Raw genomic sequence first — 18,216 nt, 5'->3', positions numbered from 1 at the left:
CTGGCAGTTCAAGGATACGGTTGAAGTATGGGAAACACGGAGAAGACAGCGACTCGGTTCCATCTTGAAATCGACCTGGCCGCCGTCGCAGGCGACCCCGGAGAGGAGCTGTCGCGAGTGCTGCGGTACTGGGCGGGCAACATGAAGCACTATGACCTCGGTCAGCCCGCCGCTGAGACGGTGTACGACTCGGAGTACCGCGAGGTAGGCCACTGGACGCTTGCCTGATCAGAGACCGTGTGCCGGTCCCTCCGGGCCGGGACGGTCGCGTCGTGGGTCGCGCTCGAACGGGTCGTTGAGCTGCCGTTCCCGCCATGCCGCTTGCCGCTTCGTCTGCTCCTGCTCGGCGCGCTTGGCCTCGATCAGTTGGGCGGCGTCCACCGCGGTCAGGCTGCGCAGTTCGTCGGCCTCGGCCCGGATGAGGGCGGCTCGCGCACGGGCATCGCGGGCGGTGCGGTGTGGATTGATCGTGCGCATGCCGAGATGGTTTGCGCGGGCGTGCTCTGCCCCGTACTCGCTGACAAGCAACGCCATGCGCTCGTGCTGGTGTCGCTGCCTGGTCGCATTCTGGTCGGCGCGTGCCGCCTGAACGGCGTGATCAGCGTCGCTCACACGAGGATCACTCTGGGCGTGTCGTGCTGCCGCCTGAGCCGCCCATGCGGGAAGTGCGTCGGGGGTGCTCGGCGGTTCACCGCCCCAGACCGCACGCACCCGCGAACGGACGTTCCGGGTGTCTTCGGTCGCGGTCCGATGCTCGGCGCGGGCCTTGCGCCTGCCGAACCCGAACCGCCCAACCATGGAGAGGCGAGCACTCGCGGTGGCCTCGTCCTTGATCGCGTCGAGGTAGGCGGCGCCGTCGTGCTCGGCTTGCACGGTGAGCGGCGTGGTGACTTCGGCGCGTATCTGTTCGGCCTCTGTCTCGGCCCTTCGAAGCATGTCGGCCTGCTCGTCGTCCTCGGTGCGATGTGCTGCACGTTGGGCATCGAGCCTGGCGGCGGCCTGCTCCCACCGCTTGGCCGCTCGTTCCGCGCGTTCGGCCTCGGTGGTGAGGCGTGCGAGTTCGTCGGTGACCAGCCTGACAGGGCCGTCGGCGACGAGACCCTGCACGGCGTCTATCGCCTGCTGGCTGGCGTGGTCGAGGCCCCGGTCTGCGGGGTCGCGTTCCATCGCTGCGACGAATTGCGCTCTGGCGTCAGTCAGGTTTTCGGCGATGAGGTGCAGGCGGTTGTGTTCGCGGCCCCGGGTCATGCCGACGTAGACACCCGCTGCGCTCGTCGCCTCGCTGAGCATCGTGTGCGACGCGCCTACGGTTGCGCCTTGGACGCCGTAGGCGGTCGCGGCATAGGACAGGTGCGTGTGCTCAGCCACATACTCGGCAGGCATGGTGGCGGTGCGCGGATTCTTGCGTCCGCTGGCGGTTTCTCGCGCATAGACGGTGCCGTCCTCAGTGATGTGCTGCACGATCCATTGCTGCCGGTTCGCCACGCCCAGCCCAGTGTCGTTCCTGCGGGTCTGGATGAGGTCACCAGCACCAATGCTCAGCCCGTCGCCGCCGGTCGCCGTCACCGCGTCATCGACCTCACCGCGCTCGACGCGCACTGCGCGGATGCGCTCATTCAACGCGGCGGCTTCGTCGTTGGTGGCGACGGTGATCGCCTCCCTGCCGCGAGCATGGGCGGTGATGTGCTCACGGGCTGCATCCTCGTCGGCGTGCAGGATGATGAGGTTCGTTGAGGCGAGTCGGTCGAACACCTCGCCGGGGTTCTCCCGGTCGCGCATGGCGAGTGTGAGTGCTGCGTAGTCGGCATCAGTGAACCTGTGGAGTTCGGTCATGTCGTAGGTGCGGCCCCTGATCTGTGCGGCCATGTCGAGCACCCCACCTCTGCCGACTGCGGGCAGTTGTGCGCGGTCGCCGACGAGCGCGACGGTCGCGCCTGCCTCTTGGGTGATGGTGAGGAGGGCGTGGGCGGTGTCTTGGTCGAGCATGCCCGCTTCGTCCACGATCACCCGCTCACCGGGCGAGAGAGCCGCATCGCTGGGCGGGCCGGTGTAGGTGCTGCCGGTTGCGGGGTCGGTGTCGCCGGGCTTGAGGCGTGTCCATACGCCGTCGTTGTTCCACCGCCATCCGTGCGCGTGCACGAGCGCCGCAACGCTCGTTGCGGGGACTCCGAGTTCGTCGTGCGCGACCTGCGCCGCCCGCAGCGTCGGCGCAACGACTCGCGACGCACTGCCGTGCTCGGCGGCGGCCTCGATAGCCGTGCGGAGCATCGTGGTCTTTCCGCTGCCCGCGGCTCCTTCCACGATCACGAGCGGATCGGTCGAGGCAACCGTCGCTGCCGCAACGGTCTGCCCAGCGTCGAGTTCGGCAACGTGCGCTGCGCGGGTCAGGTCAGGGTGTTCCGGCTCCCGCTCCGGCGTCGACCCGGCGAGGCGGTCGCGCAGCGCGGTCTCGGCAGCAACGACGCTGAGGCTGGTCAGGTGCGCCACGTGTTCGGGTTGCGCCATCTCCGGCGGGAGCACGGAGAAGCAATCGGAGACGGCGAGACCGGTGGCCAGGTCGATGAACTCCCGCAACTCCACGGGGGTTGCCTGCACGCCCGCCTCGGTGGTGATCCTGGTGACGTGCTCGGCCACGGTGTGGGGTGTCCAGGTGGATGCGGCAGCGGCGCAACGGTCCAGCGCCCGGCTGGCGACCTCCTGCACCTCCAGGTCGTCCACCGACACCGCAGGTTGCACGGCACGACGGTTGAGCTTGCTGGGGTCGTATCCGGCCTCGATGAGTTCTTGCCGCCACCACTGCTCATTCTTGAGGTCGGCGGGCTTCTTCCCGGGGCGCTGGAACGCCCACGCGGCATCCTGCATCCTCGACGTGAGCGCTGGGCCGGGTGTCTCGCCGGGATGCTCCGCCTCCCACTCGGCGACCATGCGGTCCAGGTTGCGTCTGATCTGCGCGGACCGCTTGCTCATGATGGCGTTGAACGGTTCCAGCTCCGGGGGGTGTCAAATGAATTGTGTACCGGTTCACTCATGAGAGGACATGATGGTGACTGTGACCGATGCACAATCGAACCCGAATCAGGCATCCGAGCTGATTGAGCAGCTCAAGGCGTCCGGGGCTCTGGATGAGCTGTTTTCCAAGATCGATTCCGGTGAGGTCGAGCTGACCGGCGACGGTGGTCTGGTGCCGGCGCTGATCAAGGAGACACTCGAGCGAGGCCTGCAGGCGGAGATGACCTCGCACCTGGGCTACGCCAAGGGCGACCGCGACGACAAGGTGACGGCCAATTCCCGCAACGGCTCCTATGCCAAGACCGTCGCGTCGGAGGCCGGCGATATCGAGATCGCCGTGCCCCGGGACCGGGACGGGTCGTTCACCCCCAGGCTGGTGCCGAAGGGCTCCCGGCGGTTGGGTGGACTCGATGACATGATCATCAGCCTCTACGCCGGCGGGATGACGATCCGGGATATCCAGCACCACCTGCTGTCGACGATCGGCACCGAGTTGTCGCACGAGACGATCGCCAATATCACCGATGCGGTGCTGGAGGCGGTGATGGAGTGGCAGAATCGACCCTTGGAGGAGTTCTACCCGGTCATCTACCTCGACGCGATCCGGGTCAAGGTCCGCGACAACGGCCACGTCAGATCCAAGGCCGCTCACATCGCCGTCGGTGTCGACATGGACGGCATCAAGCACGTGCTCGGCATCTGGGTGCAGAACACCGAAGGCGCCTCGTTCTGGGCCCACGTGTGCGCGGAGCTGGCCAACCGCGGCGTCCGCGACGTGCTCATCGTGTGCTGCGACGGACTGACCGGCCTGGCTGAGGCGATCGAGGCGACCTGGCCGGATTCCATGGTCCAGACCTGTGTCGTCCACCTGATCCGGGCAGCGAATCGGTTCGTCGCTTACGGCGACCGCAAGGCCGTGTCGAAGGAGCTCAAGACGATCTACGCCGCTGCGAACGAGGAGACGGCCCTGCAAGCGCTCACGGAGTTCGCCGAATCACCATTGGGCCAGAAGTACCCCTCAGCCGTGGCGGTATGGGAGAACGCCTGGGACCGATTCACCCCTTTCCTGCAGTTCCCACCCGACCTGCGCCGGGTGATCTACACGACCAACGCGATCGAGTCGCTGAACTACCAGCTGCGCAAGGTCACGAAGAACCGCTCCCAGTTCCCCACCGACGACTCCGTGGTCAAGCTGCTGTGGCTGGCGATCTGCAACATCGAGGACAAGCGCGCCCGTGAACGCGAGAAGGAGCGCGGCAAGGCCGGCACACGAAGAGCTTCCGGCCGGCTCGTCGAGGGCCAAGTCACGACGAACTGGAAACAAGCCCTGGCCCAGCTGGCCGTGGCCTACCCCGACCGAATCAACCGATACCTGTAAAACCCCGCACACAATTCACTTGACAAGCCCCAGCTCCGCGACTTCACCGGACACCGGGTCGAGCGTCAGGCCGTGCTCTGCGAGCGTGGCGGCGAGCTGGGGATGGGCGGCGATCACCGCCGTGCCGAGGGCGCGGATCGCTCCCTGCTGCTTGAACAGGGCCGCGGTCGTCAAGGCTCGCCACTTCCCGCCTGCCCATACCCTGGTGCCGATCTGGAAGTGGATATGCCGGTGCGGGTCGCCCGCACGGCTCGTCTTGTGGGTGATCGCGACGGTCTGCATGTGCTCGACCGGCAGGACTTCCTGCGCGCCACGCGGCCCCGCCAGCGTCACCGAGTGCTGACCGAGGAACCGCCGTATCTCGCTGGCGGCGTCCTGCTGCGCGGCGTCCAGAGCGTCGGAGACCTCGGGGTGGAGGGCGGCGGCGACCGACAGGGACTTGGGGGCGTTGATCGTCATCTCCGCGAACAGCGGCGACCCTCTCCGCGCCTTCCCGGGCGTGGTGCCGGGATTGCGCGGGACGCCCATCGACTCCCCGGTGACGGGGTTGATCCAGTCCATCCACCCCTCGTACTCATCCGCCGACAGGGATCGTGTGGCGTTGACCTCGCCGCGAGCGTCGATCACGGCGTACTCGGCCACGGCGTCGTCTGCGCCGAGGTAGTACTCATCGGCGCGGGATCGGTCGGCCTCGACGTACCGGCGCGCGGCCACGCCGCTGCCGCGGAACAGGAGCACGCCACCTTTCACGCCGCTCACCGCCTCCCTCATGAGTGGTCTCGCGAGGGAGGTGTGCACGACGGCACCGCCGTAAAATGCGTGCATAGCCTTGTTTGGTGGACGGAACGGGAGCGTCTTGTGAAAGTGGGCTGCTGTCAGGCGCGGCGATGTAGCTGCCGGAGAGAAGCTGGGATGGGCGGGTCAGTCAGGACGGGCTGAGGGCGGCGGTGAGTTTCTCGGTGACGAGCCGGACGGCGGGTGCGGACTGTTCGTGACGGCTGATGAGTGCGAGCTTCGCGTGGATTGCTGCATCTCGCAGGGGCTTGCTGACGAGGGCTCCGGAGACCTCAGTTGAAGGCGGCAGCACGGCAACACCGCCGCCGCGCTCGGCGAGACCGAGCAACGTCAGGGGTGAACTGGCTTCGATATCGACTCTGGGAGCGATGCCGAGCTTGACGCACGACTGGTCGTAGGCAGCGCGGATTCCACTACCAACCGGAAGACAGAGAACAGGATGCTGCTGGATGTCCGCCACGCTTGGACGTGCGCCTAGGCCGAGGCTTTGTGGGGCGAAGACGTGAAGTTGTTCGTCGGTGACGAGGTTGTGTGCGAACTCCGGCGGAAGGGTGCCCGCGTAGCCGGTCAGTGCGATGTCGAGGCGGCGTTCACGGATGCCGTCTTGGAGGTCGGTGGCGCTGCCCTCGCTGACGTGGAGTGTGATGCCGGGATGGGTTGTGCGGAGGTGTGCGACGACATCGAGCAGGCCGGGGATCGTGCAGCCGGGAATCATCCCCAGATGTGCCGGGCCGCGCACAGCGTCGGCGAACTCGGCAGCGGTGTAGGTGATCGCCTCCAAGCTGGCAAGGGTCTCCCTGGCAAGCGGCAGGATGGAGTGTCCTGCCGGGGTGAGAGTGAGCATCCTGCCCCGGGTAAGAAGGCGCTGCCCCAGTTCGTGTTCGAGCTTCGCGAGTTGTGTGCTGACTCCGGACTGGCTGACGTGTAAGCGGGCGGCTGCGGCCGTGAACGAGCCCTCGTCGGCAATGGCTACGAAGTAGCGAAGCTGATGCACTTCCATACCCAGCAATGATAGTTGCGATCACTACTATCTGTTGGACGGATCGGCACAGTGGCGCTGAAGATTGAGGCATGAGCAATCTTGAGCAGATCGACCAGGCCTACTTCACCGCGTGGGAGAACGGCGACTACGACACCATCCGTTCCCTCGTCTCCGATGACGTGGACTTCATCGGCCCGCTGGCACAGACACAGGGCATCGAAGAGTTCCTGGCCGGCTTGCAGGGCCTCGGCCGCGTCCTCACGCACATCGAGGTGAAGGCCAGATTCGCGAACGACACCGATGTGCTCACCTGGTTCGACCTGCACAGCACCATTGCCAGCCCCGCACCCACCGCGAAATGGACGCACTTCGAGAACGGGAAGATCACCCGCATCCGCGTCGCTTTCGATCCCCGCGAGGTCATCGCGGCTCAGCAACGCAACGCAACCGCATCCTGACTGCCCGATTGACGTCGGGAGCGAACGCGCCTCGCAAGCTCCCGTCTACCGAGCTTCCGACACTGGACCGAAGGCCGCGAGCAGGGTCCGCACCGCCGTGACAATGTGCGCCAGGTCTTCGTATCCGGCCCCGTCTCGCGCTTGAACAGACATGCCTTGGATCAGTGCGCCGACAGTACGAGATAGCCCGGCGACGTCGGCCGTTTCAGGGAGCTCGCCTTTCGTGACGGCTTCGGTCATGCGCTGGCGGAGGCCGGTGAGAGCTTGGTCGCGTTCTGCTCGACAGGTCGCGGCAGCGGCCTCGGCATCTTGCCCCGTTGCGAGGAGGCCGGTTGATACGAGGCATCCGAGGCCGGGTTCGGTGGTGTACTCGCGGGCGGCGCGGTCAAGGTACTCGATGACCGCCTCGGTGAGGGGGAGGTCTGGGCGGAGGCCGAAGCCGTACTCGTCCTGGTAGAGCCGCACTGCTCGCTCGAAGAGGCGTTCCTTGGACTCGAACGCCCGGTAGAGCTGCGGCGCTGTCAGACCGGTCGCCTCCTGTAGCGCCGTCATGCTCGCACCCTCGTAGCCCCGTTCCCAGAAGACCATGAGGGCTCGGTGCAGCGCCTCGTCCGGGTCGAACGTCCGCGGGCGTCCTGCCTTGCGCATGGTTTCCATAGTGACTGCTACGATACCCTAAGATTATTACGTAACGATCACTACGGAGGAATCATGACCCGATCCACAGCACTCATCACCGGCGCATCCCGAGGCATCGGCGCAGCCACGGCAGCAGCGCTCGCCCGCGACGGCATCTCGCTCATCGGCATCCACTACGGCCACGACCACGCGGCAGCGGAGGCGACGGCGGAGCGTGTCCGGTCGCTCGGAGCGATGCCGGTGCTGATCCAGGCCGAGCTGTCCGAGGGCGAAGCCGCGGCCGCGGCGATCGCCGACGAGTGGAAGCGTGCAGTGGCCGAAAACGGCTTCACCGGCACCGACGTGCTCGTGAGTAACGCTGGCATCAATGGTGCGCAGGTACTCGCCGACCTCGACCCAGAGACCTATGCCCGCGTGCAGGCGGTGAACCTGACCGCACCTCTGTTCCTGCTGCATCACCTCGCGGACTCCCTGAACGACAGTGGCCGCGTGGTCGCCGTATCTACCGGCTACACGTCCGTCGCCGCCCCCACCCACCTCGCTTACACCGCGTCGAAGGCCGGGCTGGAGGGCGTCCTGCACGCGGTATCGCCCGAACTGGCCAAGCGCGGGATCACGGTGAACTCGGTCGCGCCCGGCATCATCGACACCGATCTCAATGCCGATTGGATCGACGCACCCGGAGCCCGTGACGGTGCCGCGCAGGTCTCCGCGTTCGGCAGGATCGGCACTCCCGAGGACGTCGCCGACATCATCAGTTTCCTCGCCAGCGATCGCGGGCGGTGGGTCACCGGGCAGACGATCGACGCCACCGGCGGCTCCAGCCTCTGAGCCGGCACGAGATGAGCATGACCAGAACCGAAACCTCTGTCCACTCCAATCCCGTGCGTCCTGGCCTCGTGCTGTCGGGGTTTGTGCTGCTGGTGTTCTGCACCGCCAGCGCTGAGTACCTCGTCGCGGGAGTACTCCCGCAGCTCGCTGCCGACATCTCGGTCTCCATCGCCGCGGCGGGCCAAACCGTCACCGCCTACGCGCTCGGTGTCGCCATCGGCGGGCCGATCGTCACAGTGCTGACCGCGAAGCTGCCGCGCAAAGGGCTCGCCATCGGGCTCGGCGTGCTGTTCATCGCGGGCACGGTACTGACTGTGCTCGCGCCATCGTTTGCGTGGATCATCGTCGGCCGGGTGCTCTCCGCGTGCAGCCAGGCCACCCTGTTCGCCATCAGTCTCACGACCGCGACCGCCCTGCTCGGAGCGGAGAAACAGGGTCGCGCGATCGCGATCGTCACCTCCGGGCTCACCGTCGCTACCGTGCTCGGCGTGCCCCTCGGAGCGTTCCTCGGAGGCGGCACGAACTGGCGGCTCCCGTTCGCGGTGATCGCCATCGCCGCGATTCTCGGCACGCTGCTGCTCGCATGGACGATGCCCCGCACTCCTGCTCCGACCACCGGCGTGCGCGATGAGATCCGCACCCTGCTCCGCGGCCCGGTGCTGCTGGCCGTGGCGACGACGGTGATCGGGTTCGCCGGGGTCAGCGTGGTCTTCACCTACCTCGTGCCGCTGCTGACCGACGTGACCGGCATCGCCGCAGGAGTGATCCCCGCGCTGCTGCTCGCCTACGGCATCGGCGGCTTCATTGGCAACCTCATCGCCGGTCGCCTCGCCGACCTCTCCCTCGGCAAGACCCTCGTCGGCGTGTTCCTCGCCCTCGTCGTCACACTGGCCGCGTTCCCACTGCTCGCGGGATACCGGGTGCCAATGATTGGGCTCGTGCTGATCCTGGGCCTGCTCTCGACCGCGACGATCGCCCCCTTGCAATCGCTCGTGATGAGACACGCGGGAGCCGCGCCGACCCTGTCGCTGGCGGTCAACGTCGGCGCATACAACCTCGCCATCGCGATCGGCTCCGCCCTCGGCGGCGTCGTTGTCGCCGCGGGGCTCTTGCAATGGGGTGGCTTCGGCGGTGCCGGTTTCGCCATCCTCGGCCTCGTCCTCACGACCCTTGCACTCCGCGCTAAGCCACGACCTCACACGCCCCCGACTGATTCCGCGACAGAGGAGACCCACGCATGAAGATCGCACCCATCACCGCCTATGGCGGCCCCGAAGTCCTCACCATCCAGGACGCACCGCTCCCTACGCCCGCCACCGGCGAAGCGCTAGGGCGTGTCTGACAATGATGTGGTTCGCTGGCTGAGAGCCTGGGAGCATGTCGAGATTCCAACTGCTCACGGATGCTCAATGGTCGCTGATTGCTGACTTGCTGCCTGCTCCGACCGGCCGCAGGGGCCGGCCCTTCGCTGATGCCCGCCAGATGGTCGAGGGCATCATCTACCGCTACCGATGCGGGATCGCCTGGCGGGACCTGCCCGAGACGTTCGGCAAGTGGCAGACGGTATGGACCTGGCATCGCCGGATGGCCGGCGACGGCACCTGGGACACCGCGCTGGCCCGCTTGACCGCTCACGCTGACGCTGCCGGCGAGCTCGACTGGTCGCTGTCGGTGGACTCCACGATCGCGCGTGCTCATCAACACTCAACGAACATCACGCGCCTAAAAAAGGGATTCGTCGAACTACACGAATCCGGACGTCGAGCCGCCTGACCACGCGCTGGGCCGGTCCCGGGGTGGGCTGTCGACAAAGACCCATCAGCTCGTCGACGGCCACGGACTGCCGTTGGTCACCGTGTGCACCGCCGGCCAGGACGGCGACTGCCCGATGCTCATCCCGCTCATGGATCAGCTGCGGGTCCAGCGCCCCGGACTCGGTAGCGCCCGCACCCGGCCGACAGCACTGCTGGGCGATAAGGCGTACTCCTCGCGGGCCAATCGTGCCTACCTGCGCAGCCGCCGGATTGAAGCAGTCATCCCCGAGCCGAAAGATCAACAGGGCCACCGCAAGCGCCGCGGCTCCAAGGGAGGCAGGCCGCCGAAGTTCGACGCCGAGAAGTACCGGGGCAGGAACGTCATCGAGCGCGGCTACAGCCGCCTGAAGCAGTGGCGGGCCCTGGCCACCCGCTACGACAAACTCGCCATCGTCTACCGCGCAGCAGTCGTACTCAACGCGGCTATTGCGTGGCTACACCATTTATCGGACACGCCCTAGTCGCGGTGATCGCGTCCACGATCAACCCTGTTGACGTGAAGACCCGCACGCCTGACACGCCGCAACAGGTCGGCCGCTTCCCGACGGTGCTCGGCTGGGACTTGGCGGGCATCGTCATCACCGCGCCCGAGGACTCCGGCTGGTCGCCGGGCGATCGGGTCATCGCCATGCACCCGCCACAGCCGGACGGGTCGGGAAACTGGCAGCAATACGCCGCGATCCCCGCAGCGGTCCTCGCGCCTGCGCCGGAGTCCGTCGACCTGCCAACAGCGGCGACTCTGCCGCTGGCGGCGCTGACCGCCGACCAAGCACTCCAACGGCTCGACCTCAAAGACGGTGAGCGCCTGCTCATCACAGGTGCCGCAGGCGGTGTCGGTGGCATGGCGGTGCAGCTCGCCGCACACGCCGGGATCACAGCCGCCGGGCTGGTCTCGCGCCCGAAACACGAAGCGGCAGTTCTCGAACTCGGAGCCGCATCCGCGCACTCAAACCCGACGAGCGTGAGCGCGTTCGATGCAATCTTCGATACGGCGGGAGTCCTCGACCATCCCCACCTGCTGCGCGAGGGTGGCAGACTCGTCACCGTCAGCGACGACACTATCCCCGAGACACTTGAACAGCGTGCAGTGATCGCGGTGCATAACTACGTCCAGCACGACTCGCAACGGCTCCGCGAACTCTCTGCCCTTGTCGACTCGAGCAAGCTCGCGCTGCGCGTCGCCGAACAGTACCCGCTGGCTCGGATCGAGCAGGCACATAGACGAGCCGAGGCGGGTGGTCTACTCGGCAAAGTCGTCCTCACGACGTAGGGCGGTACGCATGTGTCGAGTTACTCCAGCCGGTGCGAGTTGAGGTGCTCATAGAGCGTCTACTCCACCCGGGTTGTGCGCGGTGGAGTCAACGGAGCAGCCAGGACCTCTCCCCGTCAACAACTCGAAGTGTGACTGAGCGCCGGGTGCCCTCGTCCATTTGATGTCCAAGTGCTCGGCCAGCCGTAATCTCCGGCGCACATCAGCTGCCCGTCTCGACGCACAACGGTTTTCTGGCGAGTCGCATCCGCACCAACAGCTCTGTGCGTTGCGCAGGGTGAGCGGCGCGTCTGCTGACGGGTCGCCTTTGTAAGGGCTGCGCTGGTGCGGGTTCTGGTGGCGCACCTCCTTCACGGGAGGTGCCACCGTGACCGAACACACCCCACCCACTACAGGCGACGATGCCGCAGCCCCGGATGGCTCGCCGCGCCAGGGGTTCAAGACGCCAGAGGGCTTGCGTGCCCTGTTGATCCGGTTGCACAAGGCCGGGCCTGGGGCGTGGCGCAGTGACCGCGAAGCAGCGGAACTCATGCGCTACACGGCAGAGAGGTATCGACGCCTGGCCCGGAAGTACGCACTGGATGAGTGGGAGATCGCCTCGGCAGCGTTCGAAGTCATGCTCGCTCCCTCGACCAGGAACGCCGGGAACCCGTGGGCGGTGGTCACTCGCGCTATGAAGATCACCTGTGGCGTCGAGGTGCGGGCGGCGGGGATGCTGGTCTCGCCGAGCAAGGTGCGTCACACGGCCAGGATCGTCGGGTTCCACGACGCCATCCGGTTCGCGGAGCGTGAGAACCTGGCTGACTATGATCCCGCGTTCGCCGTCAACCCCGCCACCGACGAGCAGGAAGACTCCGGCGGCCGTGATCGGGTTGCTGCTGTCCTGTCGGAGATCGTGGGGCTGTTCGCCTCGGCGGGCTGGGATGCCGTGCTCGTGACCGACTGCATCGAGCATGTCGTTTACCGGGCCGGTGATCTGACCTCCCGGCCGAACGCGGTGGAGGTGCTACGCCGCGACCGCACGATCTCGACACTGCTGGGGATACCGCCGAGGTCGTGGGCGGCGCTGCTGCGAATCGTCCTGGGTCATCCTGACCGCAAGCACGCGGGCACCCCGACCGGCGACGGGGTTCTCTTGCGTCTCCTCGACGGGGAACCTCTCGATTCGCTGCGCGGCGACAGTGGCCTGTTGGCTGCGATATGGGCAGCCAAGCCCCGAACCGACACCTGAACGGTGAACCCAAGAAGAGACGCCACATGTAGTGCCACTTAGTGGATGCGGCTACTACATGTTGTGGTCTCAGGTGCGTACCTGTCGGGTATGAAGGCGAACACAGCAGCACCCAGTGCACCCAGAACGTCGGTAACCCCAGTGGCTCGTGAGCGGCGGGGCCAGGCACGCAGTGGTCTGCCGCCGGGTTATGACGTGGGCGCATGGACCAGGGAGGCGTGCGAGCGTTCCGGGGTGCCGGTCGAGGTGAGCGACCCGGTGGCGCTGGCCAAGCTCCGCGTCCTGACCCGCCCCGAGAACTGACCCGAGCACACGAACGCCGCCGTCCTTCGTTGGGACAGCGACGCTCGCGCGTCGGTGGCGAGTCAAGCTTTGAAAATGAGTTCCACGCGCTCGGGCCGGAACCTCGCCCCGGTCTTGCCGGGTTCTGCGGGCTTGACGACGAGGGTGTCGACCAGGGCAGCGATGATCGCTCGCTTCTGCGGGATCGACCACTCGGTCTCCCATGCCGCGCGTAATGCTTGCTCGTTGCCGATCGGGATGCCTTTCAACGCGGACGACTTCGCGTTACGTCCCAGGACGAGTTCGGCGTTGCTGATCGTCGCGGCGGCAGCGGTCTTCGCGGCGTGGAGCTCGGTGCGGGAGAGCAGCCCTGCGCCGTAGTCGCGGGCCATGTCCTCCATACGCTGCCGCGCGGCGGTGATCTGCTCCATCGCCGCAGTGACCCCCGCATCCTCACCCGGCGCAGCCGTGGGCAGGGTGGTCGCTGCCAGGCGGGTGATCATCGCCTCGCCCACGAGGGTTTCGATGCCGTGGGCGGACACGACGAGCCCGCCACGCTCCGGGCGACCGGGGAGCGGGAGGCAGCGGTAGAAGCGGCGCTTCCCGATCGAGGTCTCGCCTCGGTGCAGCCCCGAGGAGACGAGGGTGTTGCCGCACTTGGCGCAGGTGATCAGCCCGGCCAGCAGGCTCTTGGAGGATCGGCCCACGCGCCGGTCGGGATGGTTGAACACCGCCCGGATGCGCATCGTCTCCTCGGGGGTGATGATCGCTTCCCAGTTGCCCGGCCCGAGGATCGCCCGGTCGCGTCTCTCCCACGTCGCGGTCGTCTTCGATGCCGGCTCGTAGGCGCGTTGCCCGGAGATACGCGCTGAGCAGAGGATCGAGCCGACGGTGCTCTCGTGCCACACGTTCAACCGGCTCTTGCCCTTGTTGGGAGGTACTGGGCCGTCGTCGCGGTTGAGCCACCTCGTGATCTGCCGCACCGACTGGCCCGCGAGGAACCTGTCGGCCATCTCCCGGATGACCGCGGCTTCTTCGGGGATGAGGACGCCACCGATGCCGTACCCGTACTTCGCTCCGCCGTGCCAGTCACCACGCTCGGCCTTCTGCTGGTTCGCCCGCCTGATCCGGTCGGCTTTGTGCCCGGACTCGTAGGAGGCGATCGCGACGAGCTGACGCGCCATCAGCCTGCCCTCGTGGGTGTTCAGGTCGAACGCGCCGCCCTTGACCGTCTCGATGCGGATCGGGTGTGTCTCCACGAGATCGATGAGGTCTTCCAGCTCACGGGGGCGACGGTAGAGGCGATCCACATGCCACGCCACGATCCTCGACGGGCCGAGCTTCACCCGCTCCAGCAGGTCGATGTAGCCGGGGCGCTTCTTCCCCGAGTAGGCAGAGATATCGTTGTCCATGAACACCGCCGGATCGGTAATCCCCAGGCGGGCGCACATCTCTAGGCAGTCCTGGCGCTGCCGCTCGACCCCGGCCTCCGCGCCGGTACGATCCTCGGAGATGCGCAGGTACACCACGACCTGCTCCATGCTGTTGTTGTCTTCCGTGCCGTCCATGACGACCTCCCTCGTTGCCTGGTAGGTACGCCGGTCAAACCCGACACGTCGACAAGACCACGGCGATGAGCGCGTTGAAGCGGGCCTGGGAGCAGCAGCACGGCCCCGGCAGCGTGGTCGGTTTGGCACCGTCGGAGAACGCGGCGCAGGTGCTCGGCGAGGAGCTGGGGATCGAGACGGAGAACACGGCCCGCTGGTGGCAGATGCACCTCCTGCACGGGACCACGTTCGACAAGGACCAGCTCGTGATCCTCGACGAGGCCTCCCTGGCCGGTACCGGCTCCCTCGATCGCATCACCGGCCTCGCCGAACAAGTCGGCGCGAAAGTGCTTCTCGTGGGTGACTGGTCGCAGCTCCAGGCCGTGGATGCGGGCGGGGCGTTCGGGATGCTCGTCCACGACCGCGACGACGCCGCCGAACTCACCGACGTGCACCGGTTCACGCAGGCGTGGGAGAAGGCCAACTCGCTGGCCCTGCGGCACGGGCGTACCCCGGCGATCGACACGCTCATCGAGCACGACCGGGTGCGCGGCGGGGAGCAGGACGCGATGGTCGATGCCGCCTACACCGCATGGCGACACGACGTGCAGGCGGGGCGGGCGTCTATCCTGGTCGCAGAAACCCGCGACACCGTCACGCAGCTGAACGAGCGTGCCCGCGCCGACCTCATCCTCGACGGCACGATCACTCCCGGACGGGAGGTTACCCTGCACGACGGCACCCAGGTGTCCAAGGGGGATCGGGTCATCACGCGGGAGAACGACCGGCGGCTGCGGTCGAAGAACGGCAAGAACTGGGTGCGCAACGGCGACCGGTGGACGATCACCGCCGTCGCCGGGGACGGGTCGATCACCGTCCGCCCCGCCGGGCGACGCTTCGGCGGGTCACTGGTGCTCCCCGCCGCGTATGTTGCGGAGCAGGTCGAGCTGGGGTATGCGATCACCGGGCATCGCGCCCAGGGCGTCACCGTCGACACCTCTCACGTGCTGGTGACGGCGACGACGACGCGGGAGAACTTCTACGTCGCGATGACCCGCGGCCGGCACGGGAACTACGCCTACGTCGCCACCGACACCACAGACGACGCGCATGTCGCCCCGCACCCCTCCGAAAACCCCGACGCCACCGCCCGGTCCGTCCTGTACGGGGTGCTCCAGCACGTCGGCGCGGAGCTGTCCGCGCACGAGACCATCACCGCCGAAGAGGAACGCTGGGGGTCCATCGCTCAGTTGGCGGCGGAGTACGAGACCATCGCCCAAGCCGGCCAGCACGACCGCTGGGTCACCCTCCTCCAAGCCTCCGGCCTCACCGAGGGGCAGGTCGATCTCGTGCTGGGGTCTGACGCCTACGGTGCGCTATCCGCGGAGCTACGCCGCGCCGAGGCTAACCACCACGACCTCGACGACGTCTTCCCGCGGCTCGTGGGGGCGCGCGGCTTCGCCGATGCCGACGACATCGCCTCGGTCCTGCATCACCGCCTCGCCCGCGCCACCGCCCGCCCCGCCGGGTCCGGACGCACCCGCCGGTCGCCGCGGCTGATCGCGGGGCTCATCCCGTATGCCTCCGGTGTCACCGACCCCGAGATGCACCACGCCCTCACCGAGCGCGAAGAGCTGATCGAACACCGCGCATCCGCGGTCCTCGACCGCGACCTGGACGAGGGGGAGCCGTGGACGGCCGCGCTCGGGAACAAGCCCGCGGACGCACGTGTGGCTCAGCGATGGCGGCAGGCCGGCCGGGTTGTCGCCGCGTACCGCGACCGGTACCAGATCACCGACGACACCCCTCTCGGCCGCGATGCGGGATCGGATGCGCAGAAGCTCGACGCCGCCCGCGCCAATGCCGCGCTCACCCGGGCACAGCAGCTCGGCCGCCACACCCAGAACACCGAGCAGCCGGACCTCACCATGGAGGTCCGACAGGGGCGCACGCTCTGACCCGTCGGATTAGAGGGAGCGGGCGGGCCGGTTCTGATCGACGGCATCGACATCGCGCGCGGCGTTCAGGCCCGTGGTTCGTGCCGGGGCCTGGCGTCGGTCGCCGGTGAGGACTGGGAGGTCGTGGTGACCGGTGACGAGGGCGGCGGTGCCCTCGCTCAGCAGCAGATGCGTGCCGGTGCTCGCCGCGGACGTGACCGGGCCGGGCACCGCCCCAACCCCACGACCGAGGGCATGCGCTTCGCGGGCGACGTGCAGGGCGCCGGAGCGTGCCCCGGCTTCCACGATCACCGTCGCCGAGGACAGTGCCGCAAGGAGCCGGCCGCGGGCGAGGAACCGGTGCCGGGTCGGCGCCGACCCGGGCGGCATCTCACTCACCAGCAACCCCACATCGCCAACCCGTTCGAGCATGTCGCGATGCCCCGCCGGGTAGAGACGATCCGGACCGCCGGCCATCACCGCGATCGTCTGCCCACCGCTACCCAACGCGCCGCGGTGCGCGGCACCGTCGATGCCATAGGCGCCGCCGGAGACCACGATCTGCTCCGCGTGCGACGCATCCTGGGCGAGCTCGCCGGCGACGAGATCGCCGTAACTCGTCGAGGCCCGAGAACCAGTGATCGTCACCCGATCCTCGGCCCGGGTCGCGAGGAACGAGGTCGCCCCCTTCGCCCACAGCACGTACGGGGCACGATCACCCAGCGCGTCCACCGCGCCCGGCCAATGCGCATCGCCAGGAATCAGCGGCGCATACGACCCGTCCAGCACCCCCGCCAGGTCGTCGCCGAGGTGGTCTCGTGAGGCGAACTGCTGTGCGGTGTGGTGCAGGATCGCTGCTTCCTCAGCCCGGACGCCGGGCATCGACCCGCCCGCGTCCAGGAGCCGGAGGGTCTCGATGCCGCCTTCGCGGCGTAGCAGGCGACCGACGGTGCGGTCGGCGGGCTCGATCATCATCGAGAGCATCACGCGGGCCGTCCGCTCATCGGAGGCGTAGTCAGCCAGAGCAACCATGACCGGGTCCTTCTACTCACCAGGCACTACCAGCGCAGGTGCACCCAGCACCGCGACGAGACCTTCCCCTTCGCCAGGCCCCGGCGTAAACTCGGAGGTGAAGCGCAGGCATTCCATCTGTAGAGTCCTTCGGGATCGCCCCTTCCGGGGCCACCACCAACACGCCGCTTCTCGATCATTCGAACCGTGTTGAATGGAGGCCCACCGATGTTCCTCAGCGACCGCGTCCGACGCCGCTGGCACCAGAGCGAGAACACCGCCCAGAACCTGGAACCGGCCCGCCGGCTCTTCCCGACGAACCGCATCCGCGATGCCGTCTACACCCGCCGCGGACTCACATGGGGCGTCCCCGCGATGCTGCTCGCCGCCCCCTACATCGCCGCCGTCAAGCTCCTGACCGACCACATCGAGCAGGGCGGCCCCGGCTGGCTCCACCTGATCGCCCTGCTGTGCGCATGGAACGCGCTCAAGATGCTCTGGCTCGGCCCGATGAGCCTCATCGCCCTCGCCCGCACCCTCCACCGCGAACACGTCCAGCGTCGCGCTGCTCGCCGTGAAGCCGAGTCGCGCGGTACTACGCCGGATGAGGTTCTGGTCACGGCCGGAGGTGCGTCATGAAGGCCGTCACCTACCGGTACAGCGCGGCAGAGAACCCGACCTGGCTGAACCAGCAAGAAACCGCCTGCCGCCGCTACGCTGACGAGCACGGCCTGACCGTCACCGAGGTCTTCACCGACGTCGGGCGCAGTCGCTACGGTCTGCAAGGCGTGCTCGATGCCGTCGAGCGGGAGGACGTGACCGGGCTCATCGTCACCGATCTCGCTCGGCTCGGCTCCAAGTACGCCGATCACGTCGCCGTCGTCCAGCAGCTCCACGACGCCGGAGCCGACATCCACGTCACCAAAGACCGCACCTCGGCCCCCGGCCTTTGACTTCCCGACTGAGCACACGCTGGTTCGTGCTCGGAGGTAGAAGGTTGCAGTTCCGTCGTCAATTCGAAGCAGGACGAAG

The 18,216-nt window shown here is 67.5% G+C and carries 16 protein-coding genes and 1 pseudogene; 11 read left to right on the top strand and 6 right to left on the bottom strand.

The genetic code is table 11. The annotated features are described in order from the left end of the window. Positions 1-27: 27 nt before the first annotated feature. Complete coding sequence (locus FDF13_RS03670) at positions 28-228, top strand: hypothetical protein (RefSeq protein ID WP_137318494.1); 201 nt, start codon at positions 28-30, stop codon at positions 226-228. Here FDF13_RS03670 and FDF13_RS03665 read toward each other — a convergent pair whose 3' ends face one another. Next, positions 229-2,967 carry an ATP-dependent RecD-like DNA helicase gene (locus FDF13_RS03665; protein WP_137318493.1) on the bottom strand — a complete coding sequence of 913 codons (2,739 nt, stop codon included), beginning with the start codon at positions 2,965-2,967 and terminating at the stop codon, positions 229-231. 70 nt (positions 2,968-3,037) lie between these two features. On the opposite strand from FDF13_RS03665, the gene FDF13_RS03660 reads away from it, so the two are divergent. After that, a complete protein-coding gene (locus FDF13_RS03660) occupies positions 3,038-4,387 on the top strand; it encodes an IS256 family transposase (RefSeq protein WP_137318492.1) in 1,350 nt (449 codons plus the stop codon). A 15-nt stretch (positions 4,388-4,402) separates the two neighbouring features. Here FDF13_RS03660 and FDF13_RS03655 read toward each other — a convergent pair whose 3' ends face one another. Then, positions 4,403-5,146: a relaxase domain-containing protein gene (locus FDF13_RS03655; RefSeq protein ID WP_254668892.1), complete on the bottom strand. Its 744-nt coding sequence runs from the start codon at positions 5,144-5,146 to the stop codon at positions 4,403-4,405. Between the two features lie 166 nt (positions 5,147-5,312). Next, the gene (locus FDF13_RS03650) at positions 5,313-6,182 is read right to left on the bottom strand and encodes a LysR family transcriptional regulator (protein ID WP_137318491.1); all 870 of its coding nucleotides are present in this window, start codon (positions 6,180-6,182) and stop codon (positions 5,313-5,315) included. A gap of 71 nt (positions 6,183-6,253) precedes the next feature. On the opposite strand from FDF13_RS03650, the gene FDF13_RS03645 reads away from it, so the two are divergent. Then, a complete protein-coding gene (locus tag FDF13_RS03645) occupies positions 6,254-6,622 on the top strand; it encodes a nuclear transport factor 2 family protein (protein WP_137318490.1) in 369 nt (122 codons plus the stop codon). A gap of 45 nt (positions 6,623-6,667) precedes the next feature. On the opposite strand, the gene FDF13_RS03640 is transcribed toward FDF13_RS03645, so the two are convergent. Next, positions 6,668-7,279, bottom strand: a complete 612-nt coding sequence (locus FDF13_RS03640) for a TetR/AcrR family transcriptional regulator (RefSeq protein WP_217494898.1) — start codon at positions 7,277-7,279, stop codon at positions 6,668-6,670. 54 nt (positions 7,280-7,333) lie between these two features. Between FDF13_RS03640 and FDF13_RS03635 the strand changes: the two genes are divergently transcribed. The 5 genes from FDF13_RS03635 (at position 7,334) to FDF13_RS03615 (ending at position 12,407) form a co-directional block, all read left to right on the top strand. Beyond that, on the top strand, positions 7,334-8,092 hold the full coding sequence (locus FDF13_RS03635; protein WP_137318489.1) for an SDR family oxidoreductase: 759 nt from the start codon (positions 7,334-7,336) through the stop codon (positions 8,090-8,092). A gap of 11 nt (positions 8,093-8,103) precedes the next feature. Continuing rightward, positions 8,104-9,333 carry an MFS transporter gene (locus FDF13_RS03630; protein ID WP_217494897.1) on the top strand — a complete coding sequence of 410 codons (1,230 nt, stop codon included), beginning with the start codon at positions 8,104-8,106 and terminating at the stop codon, positions 9,331-9,333. A gap of 136 nt (positions 9,334-9,469) precedes the next feature. Next, positions 9,470-10,367 (top strand): IS5 family transposase gene (locus FDF13_RS03625; RefSeq protein ID WP_175406849.1). Its coding sequence is split into 2 segments (ribosomal slippage): positions 9,470-9,826 and positions 9,828-10,367, totalling 897 coding nucleotides; the frame shifts between segments, so codons are not numbered across the junction. A gap of 35 nt (positions 10,368-10,402) precedes the next feature. Then, entirely contained in the window at positions 10,403-11,176 is a 774-nt protein-coding gene (locus FDF13_RS03620) for an NADP-dependent oxidoreductase (protein WP_254668891.1), read from the top strand. Positions 11,177-11,543: 367 nt separating this feature from the next. Beyond that, positions 11,544-12,407: an exopolyphosphatase gene (locus FDF13_RS03615; RefSeq protein ID WP_137318487.1), complete on the top strand. Its 864-nt coding sequence runs from the start codon at positions 11,544-11,546 to the stop codon at positions 12,405-12,407. A 365-nt stretch (positions 12,408-12,772) separates the two neighbouring features. On the opposite strand, the gene FDF13_RS03610 is transcribed toward FDF13_RS03615, so the two are convergent. Beyond that, entirely contained in the window at positions 12,773-14,257 is a 1,485-nt protein-coding gene (locus FDF13_RS03610) for a recombinase family protein (protein ID WP_175406848.1), read from the bottom strand. A gap of 53 nt (positions 14,258-14,310) precedes the next feature. Here FDF13_RS03610 and FDF13_RS03605 point away from each other — a divergent pair. After that, positions 14,311-16,194: pseudogene (locus tag FDF13_RS03605) on the top strand (ATP-dependent RecD-like DNA helicase); the annotation flags it as partial. A gap of 9 nt (positions 16,195-16,203) precedes the next feature. Here FDF13_RS03605 and FDF13_RS03600 read toward each other — a convergent pair. After that, positions 16,204-17,205 (bottom strand): DNA-processing protein DprA, encoded by a 1,002-nt coding sequence (locus FDF13_RS03600; RefSeq protein ID WP_137318486.1) that lies wholly within the window; start codon positions 17,203-17,205, stop codon positions 16,204-16,206. A gap of 207 nt (positions 17,206-17,412) precedes the next feature. On the opposite strand from FDF13_RS03600, the gene FDF13_RS03595 reads away from it, so the two are divergent. Together FDF13_RS03595 and FDF13_RS03590 are read left to right on the top strand one after the other, a co-directional pair. Next, on the top strand, positions 17,413-17,823 hold the full coding sequence (locus FDF13_RS03595; protein WP_137318485.1) for a hypothetical protein: 411 nt from the start codon (positions 17,413-17,415) through the stop codon (positions 17,821-17,823). Further along, complete coding sequence (locus FDF13_RS03590; RefSeq protein ID WP_137318484.1) at positions 17,820-18,137, top strand: recombinase family protein; 318 nt, start codon at positions 17,820-17,822, stop codon at positions 18,135-18,137. The genes FDF13_RS03595 and FDF13_RS03590 overlap by 4 nt, the downstream gene beginning before the upstream one ends. The last annotated feature ends 79 nt before the right edge of the window (positions 18,138-18,216 follow it).

Origin of the sequence: Brevibacterium sp. CS2 (genome assembly GCF_005280295.1) — a bacterium.
In the GTDB taxonomy this organism is placed as follows: Bacteria; Actinomycetota; Actinomycetes; order Actinomycetales; family Brevibacteriaceae; genus Brevibacterium; species Brevibacterium pityocampae.
This window is presented reverse-complemented; position numbering and strand designations above follow the sequence as displayed.